The sequence below is a fragment of the Bacillus sp. MZGC1 genome, assembly GCF_002998605.1.
Taxonomy (GTDB): domain Bacteria; phylum Bacillota; class Bacilli; order Bacillales; family Bacillaceae; genus Bacillus.
In genome coordinates, this window is the sequence record NZ_PVRE01000002.1 from 66,714 (window position 1) to 87,127 (window position 20,414).

Below are 20,414 nucleotides of genomic sequence, written 5' to 3' on the forward strand. Positions count from 1 at the left end.
CAGTGCTGCTTGGCGTTAGTCAAGTAACACTGGCTATTCATCTAATGAGATTTAAAAACCTAATTGAAGATCGACATCGATCGATACGATGGTGTAGACACAAACAATAACAAAGATATTCAGTACGACACCAAGGAACCCTGGGCCCGTACGGCCTTTTTTAATGAACAGTTCAATAATGCCAAATGGAACTGCGGCCATTGCAAAAGGAAGCATCTGAAAAGAATAAAATGTCACGTTGCTGATAATGGCGAGGTTCAGCATGAGCAGGGATAATATCGCTGTACCGACGGAAATCCAGCCAAATACATTATGCTCTTTAAAAATTCTTACCAATTCCATAATTCCACCTCGCTCACTTTTGCCGTTTTAATGCGTTTTGTCTTCACAAATTTCTCGATTTCTTTCGAAGGACCTGTGATCACAGAGCCATAAATCGTGACACCATTTTGGTTGATATAGCGTATTCGGTTTGACAGATCCAGTTCAGGTCTGCCAGAGATCGTTTTTGCCCAGGTTGGGTGCTGATCGACATAAGCAAGGGCATCTTTAAATTGATCTACCTCTGTTTTTGATGTGTGCTGAAGCTCTTTTAAGAATTCAGAGTCTTTCCCAGGGAAGCCGATTGGCCGCTGATTCCCGCTTAATGAATCCTCTGTTTTAATCGCATTCCAGAGCACTTTCATATCATATTTTTTAGCAAAGGAATAAACGTCTTTTGGTGTATAAGCTTTGTCATAGGATACATACACTTCACTGACTGTTCCTTCAGGAAGCTTGTCTAAAGTAGTGAGTGTTTGTTTTTTTGATGCATCTGGCTGCGCCGAAGGATGGGTAAAGAAATCCTCCGTATCGCGTGCGCTGTCACCATAATAAGAGATGGTAGGCTGCTTTAATTTATCGAAAAACATCTCGATTTGTTCACTGCCAATGGCTTCTGTTTTATTGCCAATTTGTTTTTGCAGCTTCAATTCGGTGTTCATCCCAAAAAGCTTGACTTGGCCTTTTAAATCCTTCATATCAATCGCCACGTTTGGTTTCGTCAAAGCGACGGTGACAGCGGCTGTTTCCATGAAGTGATTCCCTTTGCTCTCTGCTCCGCCAACACCGTAGTATAGATAACTTCCTAATGTACAAAGCGGTAAAATAATGAGTGTCGATATGACAGCAAGCACGGAAATACGTAAATAAGACTTTCTTTTTCCGTATTGTAAGATGGCTTTTTGCTTTTCAGGACTGATGGAAAAATCTGTCCAATCCGAGTCGTTCAGTTCCTGACTTAAGCGTTTTTCGTTTTCTTCAAGTTCTTCTTCAAACGCCATCATTTCTTCCTCGTTCATCTCACCATTATTATATTGTTCCCATCGCTTGTTAAACTCTTCATTCATCATTAACACCTCTGTTGTAAAGTGCTTTTAGGCGCTGCCTTGCACGAAATAAAACACTTTTAAAATTTGCTTCAGTAATATTCATGACCTTGGATGCTTCCTTGTAGTTCAGTTCTTTTAAATAATACAATGTCAACGCTTCCTTGTAGTTATCTGGAAGCTGCTCCAAATACATGTTGAGGACTTCTTTTATTTCAACCTGTTCAGCAGGGCTTTGTACAGACGTTTGTAAAAGGCCGCCAATTAGATCATCCGATATGGTCACTTCTTTTTTATGTTTCCTGACATAATCAATAAAAGCATTTCGTGCCACCTGAAATAACCAAGGTTTCACTTTGCTATGGTCGTAGGAATGAATATGTATATAAGCACGCATAAAGGTTTCCTGCAATAAGTCTTCTGCCAAATGTTTGTCTTTTGTCATGGAGAGCAGAAACCTGTAAACATCGTTCATATACATTTGATAAATTTCATCGATCGTCACTGATTTTTCTCCCCTCTATGTTATACACGCATAAGAAAGGCATAAAGTTGCACGAAACTTCTCAATACCGTACATTACTCATCTCTTTCGCCGAATCAAAATCATTTCTCCTTATCATAGCGAAATTTACGCCATTTATAAAGCATTTTCAATAGAACAAATCAGGAAAAAACCTTAAAAAACGACAAAATTGGACACAATTCCTCTTCTATTCTCTCCTAAAACCATGGACCTGGATACAGAAAGAACGGTGATTCTTAACGAAAAATGATGTGATGGTTTGGCTGTTTCATGAAATTTTTAGTACCAGGTAATAAAAAATTTGTTATAATAGAAACAAATCCTTCATTCTTCAAACAAAGGAAGTGCACTATGTATAAATTTTCAGGCTATACCATCAAAGTATTATTTTCTCTCCGAGGCGGAATCAAAGTATATCAAAAAGAGAATCTGCCAACGGATCGGGGGTTTGTCATTGCATGTACACATGAGGGTTTTGTGGATGTTCTTGCATTAGGCGCAGGGATTCTTCCGTTTGAGATCCACTACATGTCGAAAAAAGAATTGTTTGCAAATAAATGGATCGGTGGATTTTTAAAGAAGATTCATGCCTTTCCAGTTGATCGAGAGAATCCTGGGCCAAGCAGTATTAAAACGCCCATTAAATTATTAAAAGAGGGGAAGATCGTTGGGATTTTTCCAAGCGGAACACGTACAACAGAGGATGTACCTTTAAAAAGAGGTGCGGTCACCATTGCCCAGCTCGGTAAAGCGCCAATCGTTCCAGCAGCGTACAAAGGACCGTCCAATGCGAAAAGTCTTTTCAAAAAGGGGAAAATGCGCTTAATTATCGGTGAACCGATTGAGCAGTCAGAATTTGAGCATCTGCCGCCAAAAGAACGGTTAGGTGCCATGACGGAAGTATTAAACACGAGAATTAAAGAACTTGAAGCTCAATTAATGGAAAAGGCATAAGAAAAACGACCGCTTGCTTTGGCAAGGGTCGTTTTTTTCTTAAGAAGCGCCTTCTTCAGCGGCTTCTGCTAATTGTTCATTTAACTTTTTGACTTCGATATATACCACATGGTGTCCATCGACTTCATTAATGATAAATTCATAGCCTTGTTCACGAATGGTGTCATTTTTCTCAACTTCATATTTCTGTGTAAGGAACCATCCGCCGATCGTATCGACCTCTTCGTTATCAAGCTGCGTACCTAAGAGCAGGTTGACTTGGTCAACTAGAACCTTTCCATCAAAGATGTAATGGTCTTCTCCAAGTTTACGCACTTCGTTGATTTCATCAATATCGAATTCATCACGAATTTCACCGACGATTTCTTCAAGGATGTCTTCTACAGTCACAAGACCTGCTGTACCGCCGTATTCATCTGATAAAATCGCCATGTGTACACGTTCACGCTGCATTTTGAGCAATAAATCATGTACAGGAACTGTTTCAATCACATGAATAATCGGGTTGACAAACTTTTCGATTGTATCACTTGTAGAACACTCACCGCTAATGCAGGCAGTGAGAACCTCTTTAATGTTCAGAACACCAATCATGTTATCTTTATCGCCATCTTCAATTGGATAACGTGTATATTTTTCTACCTTGGTCACCTTCAGCATTTCCTCAATGGTAATATCATGAGGGAAGCTGACAACTTCGGTACGAGGAATCATAATTTCTTTCGCCAGACGGTCATCAAATTCAAAAATTTTATTTACATATTTGAATTCAGACTGGTTAATTTCGCCGCTTTTATAGCTCTCTGATAAAATAATCCGCAATTCTTCTTCAGAGTGCGCCATGTCATGCTCAGAAACTTGCTGAAGACCGAACGCTTTTGTTAACAAACGAGCAGATCCATTTAATACCCAGATAAACGGGAACATCACTTTGTAAAAAATCATAAGCGGTCTAGCAAAAAGAAGAGATACTTGCTCCGCCTTTTGAATGGCGAGTGTTTTTGGTGCAAGTTCTCCAACCACAACGTGTAAAAACGTCATAATACTAAACGCAATAATAAAAGTGACAATAGAACTAGCTGATTGAGGAATGGACAGCTCTACAAATAGTGGAGCAAGCATGTGTGCAATTGTTTCTTCCCCTAACCAACCAATACCAAGGGCGGTAATGGTAATACCGAGCTGACAGGCCGACAGATACTCATCAAGGTGAGTCGTGACATGCTTGACAGCAACTGCTGTTTTATTACCTTCTGCGATTAACTGATCAATTCTTGAGCTTCTTAAGCGAATGATCGCAAACTCTGATGCTACGAAAAATGCGGTTAAAGCTATAAGCAAAGCAACTATAAGTAAATTAACTATGTCCAATTAAGGCCTTCGTTCTGACTTTGAGAACGAAGGTAACACCTCCTGTTTAGTAAAAATTTTAACTTAACAGCAGTAAAAATGATTGGACAGCCGTCATCTTTTCAGGTGTAAGCTGCTCTTTTAATTTTTCACGTTGTTCTGGCTGAAGCTGCTTACAACGTACCAAAATGCGGTCCATATGCTCGTTCATCCGATCGATATCAGAGGTTAAATGGACAAGTTCATCAGGATCTTCCTTTTGAGAAGGGAATTGTTCATCTAATCTGGATTTGATGTCAGAAAGAGCCAATCTCTGCTGTTTGCAAAGAACGATTAATTGTAATCGTTTTAAAGCATGTTCATCGTAATAACGATAATTTGAGCAAGATCTAACAGGCGCAAGCAAACCTAGATTTGTATAATAATCTACAGTTCGTTTCGTCACCTGTGCAATCTGTGCTAGTTCACCAATACGATACTTTTTCTCAGCCCCATCTGAACATCTCCTCCTAACCGTCACGTTATAGTTTATGAAAATAGTTTAATATAATTCGAGTCTGAAATACAAGTTAATTGTTCATATTTCCTGCCGATATGAACATTAGAGAGGGATTTCTCAGTCTAGATTGTCCTGTCAAATTTAACATGGTGATACAGGAATTTTCAGATTATTTATGGTAAGATAAAATGAATACCGTTTCATATATATGTAGAGAGGCGGATTTATACGTGAACCGGAGGTGGTTAAGTGGGGCCCTCAATGTAGTCTTATTTAATCAGTTAACCGTTTTGCAAAATATAACATCATCAATCAGGAGGTGACTCCTTGTTCTTCTAAGAAAGAGCAAGGTTAAATGGACGATATTGTTAATCTGAGTATAGTCGGTGTTTTGATTGCTTTAACAGCTTTCTTTGTTGCATCTGAATTTGCCATAGTAAAGGTGAGAAGTTCAAGAATTAATCAACTTGTTGCCGAAGGGTCCAAAAAGGCCATCGTGGCGAAAAAGGTGACATCAAGGCTAGATGAATATTTGTCAGCCTGTCAGCTCGGTATTACAGTGACATCCCTTGGTTTAGGGTGGATTGGTAAGCCGGCTGTAAAAGAACTTTTGGTTCGAGGTTTTGGTTTGACAAACATTCCTGATTCAGCAATCAGCCTGATCTCAGCAACACTTGCGTTCTCTATTATTACCTTTTTGCATGTAGTCGTCGGTGAGCTTGCACCAAAAACGCTTGCGATTCAAAAGGCGGAAAAAATGACGCTCTGGCTGTCAGGCCCGCTGCATGCATTTTATATCCTGATGTTCCCTTTCATTTATGTGTTAAACGGGTCAGCCCGTGTTCTAACCAAAATGATGGGCATCGATATGGGGTCTGAAAAAGAACATTCCCATTCTGAAGAGGAATTGAAGATTTTATTATCTGAGAGCTTAAAAAATGGGGAAATCAACCCATCAGAATATAATTATATGAACAAGATTTTCGACTTTGATAATCGAATTGCCAGAGAGATCATGGTACCGCGGAGAGAAATTTGTGCCATTCCAGAAGATATGCCGCTAGATGATATCCTCTCCATCATGACGCAGGAAAAGTATACACGCTTTCCCGTGTTTTCAGGGGATAAAGACCATGTCATCGGCATGCTGAACAAAAAGCAGCTCTTTGCAGATCTTGTGTATCAAGGAGAAAAAGATCAACTGAAGATTCAAGATTATATATATCCAGTGATTGAGGTCATTGACACGATTCCTATTCAGGAGCTTCTCGTCAAGATGCAGCGCGATAGAATGCATTTGGCGATTTTAACCGACGAATATGGCGGAACGTCTGGACTTGTCACAACAGAAGATATTTTAGAAGAGATTGTTGGAGATATTCGAGATGAATTCGATGAAGATGAGCAGCCGGTTATTCAAAAAAGAGCCGATCATCATTATGTTTTAGATGGCAAAGTAAGATTAGATGAAGTTCAAGATTTGATCGAAATGTCATATCATGATGAAGAAATTGATACAATAGGCGGGTTAATCTTAAAAGAGAATATTGATATCCGAGAAGGACAATCCATTTATCTTGATGATATTCGGATGAAGGTCTTGGAGATGGATGGACGCTATGTTAAAAAGATCGACCTGAAGAAAGGCGTCATATCATCAGAAAAAGGAAATGCACGCACTGGGCTTGATATAAAAGAGCCGCTGTTAGTAAATGAAATGACCTTGAGCGAAAAATAAGCTCAAGGTTTTTTTAGGTATTTAGTCTCTTTTTACGAATGTTTGTTCGAGTTATAATAAGAACAAATGTTCGATAGAGGGGGATGGACATGCTTTGGTATGAAACAGCAAGTATCACAGAGAAAAAAACCTCAATGAAACGTATTGAGTTTCATTTGAAGAATTTCAAAAATTACCAGGCAGCGATTTTAAATATCGAAAGACAGCTTGAAAAAAGAAGCCCGCATCATCTGGATCACATGACACGGAAGAAGTTAGAAGAGCAAAAAAATCAGTATGAACTCATCGTTGCATGTATTAAAACAGCATTAAAAGAGTTGGATGAAATAGAGCAGCAGCTCATCGATTACAAATATTTTCGAGATTGGCGGATGGCCAAATGTGCGATGGAAATCGGCTACAGTGAAAAAACACTCTTTTTAATGAAGCGCCAGCTCATGGATCAACTGCTCATCAGCTTAGCCGCCATTACCAATATTTAAAAAAGGTGATGTCCTATTTGATAGAACGCAGCAAAGAGACAGAAAGACCCGATGATCGTCATCAATAAGTAGACAGCAAGTTTTCCGATTTGCCGCTGCTCTAGCATGGTCGCAGACTCTACACTAAACGTAGAGAATGTTGTAAAGCCACCGAAAAAACCTGTTCCAATGATCATAAGCAGCGGATGATTGGCAGTCACGGCACCTGTCAGTATACCTAAACCGGCAGCACCTAATAAGTTGATGAGAATAATACTATACGGGAAACGAGCATGAGACTTGGTTTTCTGTATTAATTGGCTAATGAAAAAACGAAGGGCGCTGCCAATCCCGCCGGCAACAGCTGTATATAAAACGATCATTTATCTGCCTCCTCTCTGCTGCTTATTTTGATGAAAGAGCCGCTGAGCAAGCATCAGTCCACATAAGGCAGCGGCTACTCCGGCAATGACTGAGAGCAGGATGTAGATCACACTTGAGGTGAATTGCCCAGTCTGTAATAAAAGAACCGTTTCTTTAGAAAAAGTGGACATTGTCGTAAAACCTCCGCAAAATCCTGTTCCGATCAAAGCGGCAAGATATTTTTTTCCCTTCTGGAACATAAAATATCCTGTTGAAAAACCAAGAAGCAGACTGCCTGTTACGTTTTCGATTAGCGTTGCATAAGGGAATGTTTGGCTGACAATCGATTGGCTTAGTTCATATCTGCAAAGTGTCCCAAGCAGTCCGCCTATAAATACAGCAAGATACGCTTTCATTTACATCATTTCTCCTTTAGAAAAAATGGCGGGTGATCCGTCACCACTCCATCAACGGGATATTTTTTGATCCGATCGGCTGTTTTTTGGTCTTTCACAGTCCATATAAACACATCCATCCCGAATGAGTGGATGCGGTCTATCCACCATCTGTTGATCAGCGTTTTCTTCATATTAAGACAATCAGCAAACGAGCTGTATGCAGTTAACTTTCTTTTCGCCAGTTTATATGCAGTAGGCTTTATAATCAAAGCTGTTCGAAGAGAAGGGGCGAAAGCTTTGATTCTTTGAAGTGCATGATCATCAAAAGATTGAATCATGATATGACGAGAATAGGCAAACCGATTGATGATGTCGACAACTGCCTTTTCAATTCCTATCTGCCGTCTTGGGTGTTTGATCTCGATCAATATCCCGATCCGCTGACTGTATCTCTCAAGAACTTCTTGTAATGTTGGAATTCGTTCATTCGTGTACTGCTGGTCAAACCAGCTTCCTGCGTCCAGTTTTTTCAGCTGATCAAGTGTATAGCTTTTGACTAAACCGTTTCCGTTCGTCGTTCGGTCAACTGTATCATCATGGATCACGACTACGTGCTGATCCAATGTGAGCTGTACATCTAATTCAATATAATCTGCACCCTGCTGAACAGCTAAATCAAACGCGGCAATTGTATTTTCTGGGGCAGCACTTGATGACCCTCTATGCGCGATAATATACACATGCTCCAGCTCCCTGACATAAGTTCTGGTCTTATCATATCAAATGCTTTACCGTTTTTCCTTCTTTACTATATGGAGGGAAGAAGAGCTGTATGTAATGGTGAATCGCATTGCTAAGAAAGTATGATGATTCAAATGTGAAAAGTTGCAGGAATATCCCAAGCCATGATTGAGTAAATCTGAAGTACATCAATTTTTCTTCGATCAATTTTGTCCAAATCGTCAGCGTTCGCCAAAATATTAGTGCTTTCGTCATGTTGACTGAAAATTCTGATGTTTTATAATGATGAAAAGGAGGCGAGATGATTGGGTAAAGGGAGAATTAGAGTGGAAGAACGTATTAAGGCCGAAACGGATGCTGAAATGTTTAAAGCGACTCTCCTTGATCAGGCTCAGAAGAAAAAGTAGTTTGCTGCCCGTCGATATGTCTCTAGCCAAAATTTCATAATTGAACATCATGCCTCGGGACTGGTCCCGAGGCTTTTTATATAGAGGTCAGACATTTATGAGAGGACATAAACGAAGGTTATATTATAAACTAGAGAGGATTGTTTTAAAGGAGAGAGACAAACATGATTACACAAAAATGGATGGATACATATTTTACAGTAGATGTTGCGATCCAAATCGGTATTAGCCTTTGTATTTTATTGCTTTTTTTATTGCTTCGGAAAGTATTTACGAAGTACTTATTTCATCTTCTCTTTAGGCTGACCAATCGGTCTAAAACGGAGGTCATTAACCAAATTGTTGTGGCTTTCGAAAAGCCAGCCAGACTGTTTTTTGTCGCACTTGGGTTATATTTTGCGTTAAGACAGGCACCATACTTTGAGCATCATATGGATGTCATCGTCAAATTATATAGATCCTCCATTATATTGATGCTGACATGGGGGCTTTGTAATTTAACCGCAGCTTCTTCTTTCTTATTTCAAAAAGTAAATTCGAAATTTGAATTGGAAATGGATGATATTTTAGCACCGTTTTTATCAAAGGTACTTCGCTTCATTATCATTGCACTAAGTATTAGTGTCATTGCACAAGAATTTAATTATGATGTAAATGGACTTGTGGCAGGTCTTGGTCTAGGTGGTCTAGCCTTTGCGCTTGCTGCCCAGGATACGGTGGCGAACTTTTTTGGAGGGATCGTCATCATTACAGAGAAGCCTTTTACAATGGGTGACTTTGTGGAGACGCCAAGTGTTCTTGGAACTGTCGAGGACATTACATTTCGAAGCACAAAGTTTAGAACACCTGCTGAAGCTGTTGTGACAGTTCCGAATTCTACGCTTTCAAAGGAACCTATCACGAACTGGACGAGAATGAATAAACGCCAAATTACGTTTTCCGTACGTGTATCCTATAATACACCAAAGGAAAATCTTGACCGATGCATCAAACGTCTCAAACAAATGCTTTATGAACATGATGGGGTGCACAAGGAGACGATCATGGTAAATCTCGATGTACTGGCAGACAGTTATTTGAATTTATTTTTCAACTTTTACACAAACACGACGGCCTGGGCTGAAAACCTTGATATTAAACAGGACATTAACTACCGTATCATGGATATCTTCCATCAAGAAGGTGTAGAATTTGCCTTCCCTGGACAGACCATTTATATGAAACAAAAAGGCGAAAAACAGCTGGGTGAATAAAGGAGGAATGGTGAGTGGATCAAACAAAGGTGGCAGCGCTAAGCGAGAAATTAACGCAGGCTTCACATATTATGGTACTTTCAGGTGCGGGTATGAGCACGGAATCAGGTATCCCCGATTTTAGATCAACGGGCGGCTTATGGACTGAAGACACCGCCCGCATGGAGGCGATGAGCCGGTCCTACTTTTTATCACACCCTCAGCAATTCTGGCCGAAATTCAAGGAATTGTTTCAGATGAAAATGAGCGGAGAGTACGAGCCCAATAGTGGACATACCTTTTTAGCCAGCCTTGAGAAACAAGGAAAACATGTGGATATTTTCACCCAAAATATTGATGGCTTGCATAAAAAAGCAGGAAGCCAGCATGTATATGAACTCCACGGCTCCATTCAAACAGCTACTTGCCCATCGTGTCATGCGACATATGAACTGCCTTATTTATTACAAGAAGAAGTGCCTGTATGTCTAAAGGTTTCCTCAGACGGACGGACATGTGGGCGTGTGCTGAAAACAGATGTTGTCCTTTTTGGAGACAGGATCAAACATTTTGATCAAGTAGAGAAATCACTTCAGCGAGCGGACCTTCTGCTCGTCATGGGGACTTCCCTAGAAGTGGCGCCAGCAAGATATATTCCAGAAGATGCCGCTCAAAATCCTTCCATCTTCAAGGTGATGATGAATTTGAGTGAAACAGAATACGATCCACTGTTTGATCTTGTCTTTCATGAGCGAATTGGCGATCTCGTGAAAGCTTTATAAATCATCAAAGACCCCGCATCCAAAAAAGGTGCGGGGTCTTTCTTTATTGTTGCAGCGGCTTCATCGATTCATCAAGGACTTCAAATGTATAGCCCTTCGCTTTTAGCTGTGTGATTAAACTGTTTAAGTATTTTGCTGTCGCTGGCTGATCGTGCATTAAGATGATTTTTGGTTCTTTTGGATGTTTTGTCTCAAGCACTTGCAGCTGATTTAATACCTCTGGTACATATTTTGAGCTTTTATATTTCCAGTCAAGACTGTCAATTGTCCAATCCCAGTATACAAAGCCTTTTTGTTTTAAACGTGCCTTTTGCTGATCCGTTAAATTTGGGGCGCTGCCATAAGGTGTTCTCACAAGATGTGTATACTCACCTGTGACAGAAGCCAAAATGCGCTGATCTTCCTTCATCTCATTGACGGGAGAATCACTTTTTTGATAAAAGCGTTTCACATCATGTGTGATACCATGAAGCCCTAACTGATGACCTTCTTGATGAAGTCTTTTCACAGCTGCCGGGTGTTCCTTAATCTGCGGCCCAAGCATAAAGAATGTGGCCTTTACTTGATGCGCTTTGAGCACATCTAAAAGCTGATTTGATGTCGCTGACGGACCATCATCAAAGGTTAAAAAGATCGTTTGATCCGTTACATGTTTGTTTGGGTTGATCTTAAAATGTGCATCTAATGTTTTCGTAGAATCATCTTTTGCTTTCAGACTTGCGCTTGTGTCTCGGAATTGACTGCTCGCAGACATTTTAGCCGGCTGATCTGCTGCCTGCATATTGGTTTTAGATATATCCCAAATAAAAAAGAGGATCAGTGACAGAATCACTAAACCAATCGCCTTTGAGAGCAGCATCGTGTTTGAAGGTGTCTGTTTTTTCGTAACCCGTTGCATTACAATCGCTCCAATAAATCAAAAATTTGTGTCGAATCATGTAGTAGATTCTGTCTTTTTCCGCTGTTTTTTGTCGTGCTCATATCGATTAAGTATACAGGAAAAAAGAGCCTATGAATATAGAAGATGCTAAAAAATTGGAATCTTTTTGGTTATGAGTCTATGTTTGTTACAATAAAAAGTTGACCATTTATCATGATGTGAAATAATTCTGAATAATCATTGAAACGTACTCATTTATCCGCTAAGATAGCATCAGACTCAACCATTAATGCGAAGCGAAGGGGAGATTCCGTATGAAAGTATTGTATAATGGCGATTTCATTGAAAAAAAGGATGCACATGTTGATATTGAAGACAGAGGCTATCAATTTGGTGACGGCGTCTATGAGGTCATCCGTGTATACAATGGGACTTTGTTTACATTAAAAGAGCATACAGAGCGTCTGTTCAAGAGTGCAAAAGAAATCGGCATTCATCTTCAAGGTGCAGTATCAGATATGGAAGAAAAGTTAAAACAGCTCGTCGCCCACAACCAATTAACAGATGGAGGTGTGTATATTCAAGTCACGCGGGGCGTCGCACCTCGTAAACATCAATATGGCGATTCTCTCACTCCTCAAATCACAGCATATACGTTCCAGGTGAAAAAGCCTGTTCATGAGCAGACAGCTGGTGCAAAGGCCATATTATCTGAGGACCTTCGCTGGTTAAGATGTGATATTAAAAGCTTAAATCTCTTATATAACGTCATGGAAAAGCAGAAGGCATCTGAAGCTGGTGCATTTGAAGCCATTCTCATTAGAGATGGTTTTGTGACTGAGGGAACCTCCTCGAATGTATATGCCGTCATTGATGGCGTGATTCGCACACATCCAGCAAACAATCTTATTCTAAACGGTATTACCCGTAGAAAGCTTCTTGAGGTATGTAAAGAAGAGGGATGCAGTGTTGAAGAAACTTGTATAAGTAAAGAAGAGCTGCTGCGCGCGCAGGAAATCTTCATCAGCTCGACGACGGCTGAAGTCATTCCGATTGTTGAAATTGATGGCCAGCCAGTAGGGGAAGGCGTTCCAGGAGAGTTGACAAAGCGTGTACAGGAAGGCTTCCAGCAAAAAATTAAACATGAAAGTGAAGCATCTATTTCTTCATAAATAAAGAGAGGCTGTAAACCAATGTTTACAGCCTTTTGTGATTCTTTTATTTTACAATAAGCACAGGTATATCTGATTTTGATGATAACTTTTCACTTACACTGCCAAAGAGCATTTTTTTCAATCTGCTTTGGTCACGTGCTCCCATGACGATGAGGTCTGCTGATATGTCTTCAGCATATTCGATAATCGCTTCCGCTGGTTCCCCCTCAACAATTTCAATGGCAGCTTCAAACTGCTCCTCATTTAAAAGCATTCTTGCTTCTGCAACGACTTCTTCTGTATGATCTTCAAAAATCAAGGGACTTTGCTGTTCATCATGAGGTACATACACAGGGGGTGTTTGAAGGTCTGCCATGCCGCCGCCGATATAAGCTCCGCCAGTCATTGGGCGTGGTGCATCAAACACCTGTCTGCTTGATTTGCCATCATGTGCATAGGCAACAGTCAGCTTGGCATTCAAGGTTTTGGCTAGAGCGATTGCCTTTTTTAATGCTTTCTTACTGTCTTCATGTCCATCAAACGCAACGACCATCCGATCAGCTTGAAACAATGTCCTCATTCCTTTCAAAAGGAGTCTTTACACTCATGGTATACCCGTTATCTGAAAAAGATACACATGAAGGCGGTGAACTTTTTGTTAGAAAATTTCATTTATTGAAAAATATTTATTGACAAAATGGTGACAGCCACTATAAGATAAAAAAAGATTCAAGAGCCAAAAGGAGGAAATGTCATGTGCAACATTGGAAGAATGAAATCAAACTGCATGAATGGGTTGATTCACGTGACAATTACACCTTCATTGGTCATTGAAAAGGGACTCGTATGTTCCAATTGATCGGATGAATCAAGGCGTATGTTGCGTATTTGTCAACATGCGCCTTTTTACATGACTAAAAGAGGCGTACCAGACAGCTGGTTGCCTCTTTTTTTGTTGTATTCATTTCGCATTTCGAAATAAAGGGATGGAGATCAACAAGTAAATGAAGAGGAGTGAAAGCATGTGAACATGCCAAAAGCAAGACAAATGACAAAAACCAAAAAAACGAAACAAGGTGACAGCCAGGAAAATCTAGAAAGCGGCTAGCTTTAAAAGGAGAGACAAACATGTTTTCAGTATTTGCGAAATTAGGCTGGTTCTTCAAACAAGAGTGGAGGCGTTATACGATCGCCATTACGCTTCTGCTCATTGTGAATGTGCTTGAAATGCTGCCGCCAAGATATCTTGGGCAGGCAGTTGATGACATTCGTTCTGGTCAATTTACAACATCCAGTATTGTGTTTTATGTAACCATTTTTTGCTTGCTAGGTGTCGTCGTCTATACGCTGACATATTTTTGGATGTATCAGTTATTTGGCGGCGCAAATGTCATGGAGCGTGTGATGCGCGGGAAGCTCATGCGTCACTTACTTAAGATGACACCCACCTTTTATGAAAAGAAAAAAACCGGTAATTTAATGGCATTAGGTACAAACGATTTAAATGCTGTGGCTTTAACGACAGGTTTTGGCGTTCTGACATTGGTTGATTCCACTGCTTATATGCTGATGATCTTCTTTACGATGGGGCTGACGATTAGCTGGAAATTAACCTTAATGGCGATCATCCCTATGCCGCTGATGGCGCTCTTGATTGCGTATTATGGCAGCAAGATTCATGATCGCTTTACAGTTGCTCAAGATGCATTTGGTGATATGAACGATCGCGTCCTTGAATCAGTCGCAGGTGTCCGGGTTATTCGGTCTTTTGTACAGGAGAAACAAGATGTCGAACGCTTTCGCCAAATGACAGATGATGTATTTCAAAAAAATATGAGAGTGGCGATCATTGATTCATTGTTTGAGCCGACAGTGAAATTACTTGTCGGTGTCAGCTACTTAATTGGAATCGGCTACGGAGCCTATCTTGTGTTCCAAAGTGATTTAACCATTGGTGAGCTTGTCGCATTTAACGTCTATCTTGGAATGATGATCTGGCCAATGTTTGCGATAGGCGAATTGATTAATATTATGCAAAGGGGAAATGCGTCGTTAGACCGGTTGAATCATACACTCAGCTACAAGCCGGATGTCACAGACGCTTCTCAGCCAAAAACGTTACAAGAGCCTGGCGATATTCAGTTTGACCGCGTGACATTCAGGTATCCAACTTCCCCTAAAGATAATTTAATTGATGTGTCCTTTACGGTTCGAAAAGGGCAGACAATCGGAATTACAGGCAAAACAGGAAGCGGTAAAACGACTATCGTAAAACAGCTTCTGCGCCAGTATCCAACAGGTGATGGTCAAATCCTGCTATCAGGAGTCCCAATCCAAGAGATCGAATTGGATCAGCTATTTCAATGGATCGGATACGTACCGCAGGATCATATCCTTTTTTCAAAAAGTGTAGAAGAGAATATGCGCTTTGGTCATCGGGACGCAAAACAAAATGAATTAGCACAAGCGATCAAAGATGCTTACTTTGAAAAAGATTTACGTCTTTTGCCAGAGGGTCTCGAAACCATGGTGGGGGAAAAAGGTGTGGCACTGTCAGGTGGACAAAAGCAGCGAATTTCCATTGCACGCGCTTTATTAATAGACCCCGACATTTTGATACTGGATGACTCGCTTTCTGCGGTAGATGCAAAAACAGAAACCGCTATTTTAGAAAATTTAAGGCAAAATCGTCATGGGAAAACGACGTTTATTACGACTCATCGTCTATCAGCTGTTGAGCATGCGGATCTCATACTTGTCATGGAAGAAGGACGCATTGTCCAAAAGGGCACCCACGAAGAGCTCATTCAGCAAGATGGGTGGTACAAAGAACAATTTCTGCGTCAGCAGCTGACAAACCAGCTGGAAGGAGGGGATGAGGCATGACAACAGGAAGAAGACTCCTTGCCTACGCACTCCTTTATAAGAAAGTACTGTCTGTTGCCTTGATCTTTCTCATCATTGCAGTAGGTGCTGAACTGACAGGACCATTTATTGGGAAGAAAATGATTGATGATCATATTTTAGGTGTAGAAAAACCATATGTCGAGGTCAATGAAAAAACAGACAAAACCGTTTATTACCAGGGAAATAACTATATACGAAGCGATCGATTAGACAGTGATATGAAATCCGGAAAACAAATCAATGTGGTGCAAGTCGGATTCGGTTACTATTTTGTAAATGAGCCGATTCGTTTTGATGGAAACCGAAAGATATCCGGAGATCAGCTTACCATTGAAAATGGGAACGAGCGCGAGACATATCAAGTACAGCGTTTATCAAAAGAGGAAATTTTCTCTTTTTATGAGCCGGAAATCAGTGGTTTGGTGCAGCTTGTTCTATTTTATCTAGGGCTTCTCGTCATTGCGATTTTCTTTCAGTATGCGCAGCATTATCTGCTACAGCGGATAGCCAATCGAATTATTCAAAAAATGAGGGTTGATGTATTTGAGCATATTCAAACGTTGCCTATCCGGTATTTTGATAATTTACCGGCTGGAAAGGTCGTAGCGAGGATTACCAATGACACAGAAACCATTCGTGATTTATATGTGACAGTCCTCGCTAATTTCGTGACGAGTGCTATTTACATGATTGGAATTTATATTGCCATGTTTTTATTAAATGTGAAGCTGGCACTCATTTGTTTGGTGGCGGTACCGATTATTTTCCTATGGTCAATGACCTACAGAAAGTTTGCATCAGTGTACAACCACCGCATTCGTTCGATCATTAGTGACATCAATGCCAAGCTAAATGAAGCCATTCAAGGGATGACCATTATTCAAGCGTTTCGTCATGAAAAAGTGACGAAAGAGGAATTTGATGAACTGAACAACAATCACTTTCGATATCAGCGAAAGATGCTGCATTTAAATTCACTTCTGTCGCATAACTTGGTTAACCTGCTTCGGAATTTAGCATATGTGGCACTCATTTGGTATTTTGGCGGTGCGTCCTTAAGTGCGACGGGCATTGTGTCAATTGGTGTGCTCTATGCGTTTGTCGATTATTTAAATCGATTATTTCAGCCGATTACAGGCATTGTGAACCAGTTCTCGAGATTGGAATTAGCAAGGGTTTCATCGGAAAGGGTTTTCCGATTATTGGATGAGCCAGGAACAACAGTGGAAGAACCTGTTCAAAAGAAAATGGAGGGACACGTTCAGTTCCAAGATGTCACCTTTGCTTATAATGAAGGAAATAATGTATTAAAGAACATTACGTTCGAGGCCAAAAAAGGCCAAACAGTTGCACTTGTGGGGCATACCGGTTCTGGGAAAAGCTCGATCATGAACTTGCTGCTGCGTTTTTATGACATTCAGCAAGGAGACATTCTCATAGATGGGGAAAGCATTTATCACCAGTCACGCCAAACGTTGCGTAAACAAATGGGCATTGTGCTTCAAGACCCGTATTTATTTTCCGGAACGATTGCATCCAATGTCAGCTTAGGAAATGAAGACATTAAAAGAGAAACGATTGAATCATCATTAAAGCAAGTAGGCGCAGTAGAGTTATTGAAGCACCTGCCAAAAGGATTTGATGAACCAGTCGTTGAAAAGGGAAGTACTCTTTCCTCAGGAGAACGTCAGTTAATCTCATTTGCCCGTGCATTAGCGTACGATCCAGCGATCTTAATTTTAGATGAAGCCACCGCAAACATTGATACAGAAACAGAAGCGATCATTCAGCGGGCGCTTGATGTCGTCAAAGAAGGACGAACGACTTTTGTCATTGCTCACCGATTATCCACCATTAAGAAAGCCGATATGATTTTGGTATTAGAAAAAGGTGAAATTGTCGAGCGAGGCAGTCATGATCAACTCATGCAGCAAGAAGGGCTGTATGCGCAAATGTACGAACTGCAAAAGGGTGCTGTTGCAAACAGCTGATGAATAACAAAAAAGAGCCTATTCACTTTGAATGAGGCTCTTTTTATTTGCATAAAAAGTCGAGGATTCGTTTTTGACCTCGACCTTTACTAGTTATATCGTTTACACGAGCTGCATCATCAGTAGGCAATGCCGACGCGTTGATGTACAAATTCCTTCGAATTTAACTGCTGATATAAAAAGTGTGCGGTATCTTCAACTGAAATTTTCTTTCCATCTATAGGGAGAAAATCTTTCTCATAGCGATATGACCGTGTCACTTCTCCATCTGGTAAATAGGTTGGACAAATAATGGTCCAATCTAGATCAGTCGATTGAAGGATTTCAAACGCTTTGGCATGCTCTTTAGCTGCTCGGGAAGTAGTCCGCCTTGATTCATTTGTTTCAAAACGGTAAAGCTCCGGCTGCTGCCTTGCCTTTAAAATACCTGCCGTACCAATTGTAATAATTCTTGAAGTATTTGATTGCTTCATGGCTTGTACGATATGCTCCATTGAAACAGATAATGTATCATCACCATCTGTTGATAGACAGCTCACAACAATATCTGCTCCTTTGATCGTCTCAAGCACATCTTCTCGATTTCTTGAATTGCCGGTGACTTGAAACATACCCGCAAGCATTTCTTCTCGGTTTGTCCGAATCAATGAACGAACTATGTAACGATCATCTACTTGAACGAAACGAAGAAATGCTTGTCCTACACGTCCATGAGCACCGAAAAGAGCTATTTTCATCTGTTCGATCCCTCCACTACATACTATAAGTGAAAAGAACCCAAAATGGTACAACTTTTATGTGATGCTTTTTTTATAAAGGTGAAAGGACCGAATACTATGAGCATATTCACATAATAGAGAGATCCCTACAAATTGTAGAAGTTCAAAGTTCATACCGGAAATAATGTCCATGAAGATCCGCTCCTTTCTACTACATGATATGAGCTGGAAAGGAGATTGGTGAGGGATAAAAATAAAAAAAGAAGACACCTTAAGAGGTGCCTTCTATGATCCAAATATGAAATTAAGCTTGTGTTCCACCCATGTGTTGTTGAGCGTAAGATACAAGACGCTTAGTGATTTCTCCACCAACTGATCCGTTAGCGCGAGATGTTGTTTCTGCACCAAGGTTTACACCGAATTCAGAAGCGATTTCGTACTTCATTTGGTCGATTGCTTGCTCTGCTCCAGGAACTAGTAATTGATTTGAACTATTAGAATTTGCCATGATGTGAATCTCCTTTTTGTATATGATTTGGTTTTTGGTTGGGTTTGCTGGAATCGCACCAGCGAAATGAGCAAGTCATTTGCCACTTGGCGAAACCCAATGCAGTAACTGCTTTGTACTAAGTATTATGGTGATTTCTGAAAAAAACATACGAGAAAAGAACATGGTAAATGTTGTTCAACATGCAAAAAAACCATCACTCAATCATGAGTGATGGTGCTGCTTAGATCTCTTTAATCAGCAGAGCGAATGCGAAGTTCTGTATCCGAATCAAAGAAGTGGGCCTTGTTCATATCAATAGCAAGAGGGATAGACTGTCCAGCCTGAACATCAGTACGAGAATCAACACGTGCAATAAAAGACTGACCATCGAGAGAAGAGTAAAGCATCGTTTCTGCTCCCATTAATTCAGCAACTTCTACACTGGCATCGATCTTTGTGCCCTCAGATGCCTCTATAAACACGGGTTCATCATGAAAATCTTCTGGTCTGATACCAAGGATGATATCTTTTCCGATATAACCTTGGCTGCGTAATACCTTCATCTTTCCTTCTGGTACACGAATATGCGTTTTTCCAACTGCAATAGCACCGTCAGAGAGTTTTCCTGTGAAAAAATTCATCGCAGGAGAGCCAATGAATCCGCCTACAAATACATTCTCTGGATTTTCATATACATCCTTCGGCGCTCCAACCTGCTGAATAAAGCCATCTTTCATCACAACAAGGCGAGTAGCCATTGTCATAGCTTCAGTCTGATCATGTGTGACATAGATAAATGTCGTTTGCAGACGCTGATGAAGCTTAGATATTTCAGCACGCATCTGAACGCGAAGTTTTGCATCTAAATTAGAAAGCGGCTCATCCAAAAGAAAGACCTTTGCATCACGCACAATTGCTCTCCCAAGTGCAACGCGTTGTCTTTGACCGCCAGACAGAGCTTTTGGTTTTCTGTCTAAATATTGCTCAAGCCCCAATATTTTCGCAGCATTTCGAACCCGCTCATCAATTTCTGATTTCGGGAACTTCCGCAGCTTTAATCCAAAAGCCATATTATCGTATACATTCATGTGAGGGTACAAAGCATAGTTTTGGAAAACCATTGCGATATCCCGGTCTTTTGGTGCTACATCATTCATCCGTTTTCCGTCTAACAGAAAATCCCCTTGTGAAATCTCTTCAAGTCCTGCAATCATGCGAAGGGTTGTTGATTTTCCGCACCCAGATGGACCAACAAACACAATAAATTCTTTATCTTCTATATGTAGATTAAAGTTGTCTACTGCTGTTACCTTGTTATCATACACTTTATAAATTTGATTGAGCATCATTTCAGCCATAGATGATAACCTCCCCATCCTCTTATTGAAAGCGCTTTACTTGTAAATAAAGTGTATAAAATGGGGAAGCGTCTGTAAATGGACAACGTGCACAACA

Annotated in this window: 22 protein-coding genes; 9 read left to right on the forward strand and 13 right to left on the reverse strand. The window is 40.4% G+C overall.

All coding sequences use genetic code 11. From position 1 onward, the window contains the following. Nucleotides 1-51: 51 nt before the first annotated feature. Genes C6Y06_RS05370 through C6Y06_RS05380 form a run of 3 tightly spaced genes read right to left on the reverse strand, consistent with a single transcriptional unit; the run spans nucleotide 52 to nucleotide 1,872 of the window. Entirely contained in the window at nucleotides 52-342 is a 291-nt protein-coding gene (locus C6Y06_RS05370) for a hypothetical protein (RefSeq protein WP_034663689.1), read from the reverse strand. Further along, on the reverse strand, nucleotides 330-1,388 hold the full coding sequence (locus C6Y06_RS05375) for an anti-sigma factor (protein WP_034663685.1): 1,059 nt from the start codon (nucleotides 1,386-1,388) through the stop codon (nucleotides 330-332). The genes C6Y06_RS05370 and C6Y06_RS05375 overlap by 13 nt, the downstream gene beginning before the upstream one ends. Further along, nucleotides 1,381-1,872, reverse strand: coding sequence for a sigma-70 family RNA polymerase sigma factor (locus tag C6Y06_RS05380; RefSeq protein ID WP_003211938.1), 492 nt, complete (start codon nucleotides 1,870-1,872; stop codon nucleotides 1,381-1,383). The genes C6Y06_RS05375 and C6Y06_RS05380 overlap by 8 nt, the downstream gene beginning before the upstream one ends. A gap of 372 nt (nucleotides 1,873-2,244) precedes the next feature. Here C6Y06_RS05380 and C6Y06_RS05385 point away from each other — a divergent pair, with 372 nt between their 5' ends. Continuing rightward, nucleotides 2,245-2,847 (forward strand): lysophospholipid acyltransferase family protein, encoded by a 603-nt coding sequence (locus C6Y06_RS05385; protein ID WP_034663683.1) that lies wholly within the window; start codon nucleotides 2,245-2,247, stop codon nucleotides 2,845-2,847. 39 nt (nucleotides 2,848-2,886) lie between these two features. Here C6Y06_RS05385 and C6Y06_RS05390 read toward each other — a convergent pair whose 3' ends face one another. After that, the gene (locus tag C6Y06_RS05390) at nucleotides 2,887-4,218 is read right to left on the reverse strand and encodes a hemolysin family protein (protein WP_012009419.1); all 1,332 of its coding nucleotides are present in this window, start codon (nucleotides 4,216-4,218) and stop codon (nucleotides 2,887-2,889) included. A gap of 58 nt (nucleotides 4,219-4,276) precedes the next feature. Then, a complete protein-coding gene (locus tag C6Y06_RS05395; protein WP_034620022.1) occupies nucleotides 4,277-4,717 on the reverse strand; it encodes a MerR family transcriptional regulator in 441 nt (146 codons plus the stop codon). Between the two features lie 334 nt (nucleotides 4,718-5,051). Here C6Y06_RS05395 and C6Y06_RS05400 point away from each other — a divergent pair, with 334 nt between their 5' ends. Both C6Y06_RS05400 and C6Y06_RS05405 read left to right on the forward strand, forming a co-directional pair. Next, a complete protein-coding gene (locus C6Y06_RS05400) occupies nucleotides 5,052-6,434 on the forward strand; it encodes a hemolysin family protein (RefSeq protein WP_060595863.1) in 1,383 nt (460 codons plus the stop codon). Nucleotides 6,435-6,523: 89 nt separating this feature from the next. Next, nucleotides 6,524-6,916, forward strand: coding sequence for a hypothetical protein (locus C6Y06_RS05405; protein WP_060595866.1), 393 nt, complete (start codon nucleotides 6,524-6,526; stop codon nucleotides 6,914-6,916). Here C6Y06_RS05405 and crcB (C6Y06_RS05410) read toward each other — a convergent pair. The 3 genes from crcB (C6Y06_RS05410) to C6Y06_RS05420 are packed head-to-tail and all read right to left on the reverse strand — an operon-like array spanning nucleotide 6,913 to nucleotide 8,396. Further along, nucleotides 6,913-7,278 carry a fluoride efflux transporter CrcB gene (gene crcB / locus C6Y06_RS05410; protein ID WP_060595868.1) on the reverse strand — a complete coding sequence of 122 codons (366 nt, stop codon included), beginning with the start codon at nucleotides 7,276-7,278 and terminating at the stop codon, nucleotides 6,913-6,915. The two genes, C6Y06_RS05405 and crcB (C6Y06_RS05410), sit on opposite strands and share 4 nt — an antisense overlap. Further along, nucleotides 7,279-7,674 carry a fluoride efflux transporter CrcB gene (gene crcB / locus C6Y06_RS05415; protein ID WP_060595870.1) on the reverse strand — a complete coding sequence of 132 codons (396 nt, stop codon included), beginning with the start codon at nucleotides 7,672-7,674 and terminating at the stop codon, nucleotides 7,279-7,281. Nucleotides 7,675-7,679: 5 nt separating this feature from the next. Next, entirely contained in the window at nucleotides 7,680-8,396 is a 717-nt protein-coding gene (locus C6Y06_RS05420) for a glycerophosphodiester phosphodiesterase (RefSeq protein WP_066031101.1), read from the reverse strand. Nucleotides 8,397-8,702: 306 nt separating this feature from the next. Here C6Y06_RS05420 and C6Y06_RS05425 point away from each other — a divergent pair, with 306 nt between their 5' ends. The 3 genes from C6Y06_RS05425 (at nucleotide 8,703) to C6Y06_RS05435 (ending at nucleotide 10,818) form a co-directional block, all read left to right on the forward strand. Next, complete coding sequence (locus C6Y06_RS05425; protein ID WP_017360338.1) at nucleotides 8,703-8,804, forward strand: YhdX family protein; 102 nt, start codon at nucleotides 8,703-8,705, stop codon at nucleotides 8,802-8,804. Between the two features lie 164 nt (nucleotides 8,805-8,968). Beyond that, complete coding sequence (locus tag C6Y06_RS05430) at nucleotides 8,969-10,057, forward strand: mechanosensitive ion channel family protein (protein WP_060595874.1); 1,089 nt, start codon at nucleotides 8,969-8,971, stop codon at nucleotides 10,055-10,057. Between the two features lie 29 nt (nucleotides 10,058-10,086). Next, a complete protein-coding gene (locus C6Y06_RS05435) occupies nucleotides 10,087-10,818 on the forward strand; it encodes an NAD-dependent protein deacylase (protein ID WP_375567667.1) in 732 nt (243 codons plus the stop codon). Between the two features lie 43 nt (nucleotides 10,819-10,861). Here C6Y06_RS05435 and C6Y06_RS05440 read toward each other — a convergent pair whose 3' ends face one another. Next, nucleotides 10,862-11,716, reverse strand: a complete 855-nt coding sequence (locus tag C6Y06_RS05440) for a polysaccharide deacetylase family protein (RefSeq protein ID WP_066031100.1) — start codon at nucleotides 11,714-11,716, stop codon at nucleotides 10,862-10,864. A gap of 296 nt (nucleotides 11,717-12,012) precedes the next feature. On the opposite strand from C6Y06_RS05440, the gene dat reads away from it, so the two are divergent. Continuing rightward, nucleotides 12,013-12,870, forward strand: coding sequence for a D-amino-acid transaminase (dat, locus tag C6Y06_RS05445; RefSeq protein WP_106031624.1), 858 nt, complete (start codon nucleotides 12,013-12,015; stop codon nucleotides 12,868-12,870). A gap of 46 nt (nucleotides 12,871-12,916) precedes the next feature. On the opposite strand, the gene C6Y06_RS05450 is transcribed toward dat, so the two are convergent. Next, on the reverse strand, nucleotides 12,917-13,423 hold the full coding sequence (locus C6Y06_RS05450; RefSeq protein ID WP_003210990.1) for a universal stress protein: 507 nt from the start codon (nucleotides 13,421-13,423) through the stop codon (nucleotides 12,917-12,919). Between the two features lie 557 nt (nucleotides 13,424-13,980). Here C6Y06_RS05450 and bmrC point away from each other — a divergent pair. Next, entirely contained in the window at nucleotides 13,981-15,738 is a 1,758-nt protein-coding gene (bmrC, locus tag C6Y06_RS05455; RefSeq protein WP_066031099.1) for a multidrug ABC transporter ATP-binding protein BmrC, read from the forward strand. Next, the gene (locus tag C6Y06_RS05460; protein ID WP_106036603.1) at nucleotides 15,735-17,750 is read left to right on the forward strand and encodes an ABC transporter ATP-binding protein; all 2,016 of its coding nucleotides are present in this window, start codon (nucleotides 15,735-15,737) and stop codon (nucleotides 17,748-17,750) included. The genes bmrC and C6Y06_RS05460 overlap by 4 nt, the downstream gene beginning before the upstream one ends. A gap of 119 nt (nucleotides 17,751-17,869) precedes the next feature. On the opposite strand, the gene C6Y06_RS05465 is transcribed toward C6Y06_RS05460, so the two are convergent. The 3 genes from C6Y06_RS05465 to C6Y06_RS05475 all read right to left on the reverse strand — a co-directional run bounded on the left by C6Y06_RS05465 (nucleotide 17,870) and on the right by C6Y06_RS05475 (nucleotide 20,317). Further along, nucleotides 17,870-18,487, reverse strand: coding sequence for an NAD(P)-dependent oxidoreductase (locus C6Y06_RS05465; RefSeq protein ID WP_060595886.1), 618 nt, complete (start codon nucleotides 18,485-18,487; stop codon nucleotides 17,870-17,872). 286 nt (nucleotides 18,488-18,773) lie between these two features. Next, on the reverse strand, nucleotides 18,774-18,977 hold the full coding sequence (locus C6Y06_RS05470) for an alpha/beta-type small acid-soluble spore protein (RefSeq protein ID WP_034663637.1): 204 nt from the start codon (nucleotides 18,975-18,977) through the stop codon (nucleotides 18,774-18,776). A gap of 233 nt (nucleotides 18,978-19,210) precedes the next feature. Then, nucleotides 19,211-20,317: an ABC transporter ATP-binding protein gene (locus tag C6Y06_RS05475; protein ID WP_060595888.1), complete on the reverse strand. Its 1,107-nt coding sequence runs from the start codon at nucleotides 20,315-20,317 to the stop codon at nucleotides 19,211-19,213. Between the last annotated feature and the right edge of the window lie 97 nt (nucleotides 20,318-20,414).

What these genes read in the sequence shown, in the direction of transcription:
- C6Y06_RS05370 (WP_034663689.1), bottom strand. Translation starts at nt 342, where the DNA reads ATGGAATTGGTAAGAATTTTTAAAGAGCATAATGTATTTGGCTGGATT.
- C6Y06_RS05375 (WP_034663685.1), bottom strand. Translation starts at nt 1,388, where the DNA reads ATGAATGAAGAGTTTAACAAGCGATGGGAACAATATAATAATGGTGAG.
- C6Y06_RS05385 (WP_034663683.1), top strand. Translation starts at nt 2,245, where the DNA reads ATGTATAAATTTTCAGGCTATACCATCAAAGTATTATTTTCTCTCCGA.
- C6Y06_RS05400 (WP_060595863.1), top strand. Translation starts at nt 5,052, where the DNA reads ATGGACGATATTGTTAATCTGAGTATAGTCGGTGTTTTGATTGCTTTA.
- C6Y06_RS05405 (WP_060595866.1), top strand. Translation starts at nt 6,524, where the DNA reads ATGCTTTGGTATGAAACAGCAAGTATCACAGAGAAAAAAACCTCAATG.
- crcB (WP_060595868.1), bottom strand. Translation starts at nt 7,278, where the DNA reads ATGATCGTTTTATATACAGCTGTTGCCGGCGGGATTGGCAGCGCCCTT.
- crcB (WP_060595870.1), bottom strand. Translation starts at nt 7,674, where the DNA reads ATGAAAGCGTATCTTGCTGTATTTATAGGCGGACTGCTTGGGACACTT.
- C6Y06_RS05430 (WP_060595874.1), top strand. Translation starts at nt 8,969, where the DNA reads ATGATTACACAAAAATGGATGGATACATATTTTACAGTAGATGTTGCG.
- C6Y06_RS05440 (WP_066031100.1), bottom strand. Translation starts at nt 11,716, where the DNA reads ATGCAACGGGTTACGAAAAAACAGACACCTTCAAACACGATGCTGCTC.
- dat (WP_106031624.1), top strand. Translation starts at nt 12,013, where the DNA reads ATGAAAGTATTGTATAATGGCGATTTCATTGAAAAAAAGGATGCACAT.
- bmrC (WP_066031099.1), top strand. Translation starts at nt 13,981, where the DNA reads ATGTTTTCAGTATTTGCGAAATTAGGCTGGTTCTTCAAACAAGAGTGG.
- C6Y06_RS05460 (WP_106036603.1), top strand. Translation starts at nt 15,735, where the DNA reads ATGACAACAGGAAGAAGACTCCTTGCCTACGCACTCCTTTATAAGAAA.
- C6Y06_RS05465 (WP_060595886.1), bottom strand. Translation starts at nt 18,487, where the DNA reads ATGAAAATAGCTCTTTTCGGTGCTCATGGACGTGTAGGACAAGCATTT.
- C6Y06_RS05470 (WP_034663637.1), bottom strand. Translation starts at nt 18,977, where the DNA reads ATGGCAAATTCTAATAGTTCAAATCAATTACTAGTTCCTGGAGCAGAG.
- C6Y06_RS05475 (WP_060595888.1), bottom strand. Translation starts at nt 20,317, where the DNA reads ATGGCTGAAATGATGCTCAATCAAATTTATAAAGTGTATGATAACAAG.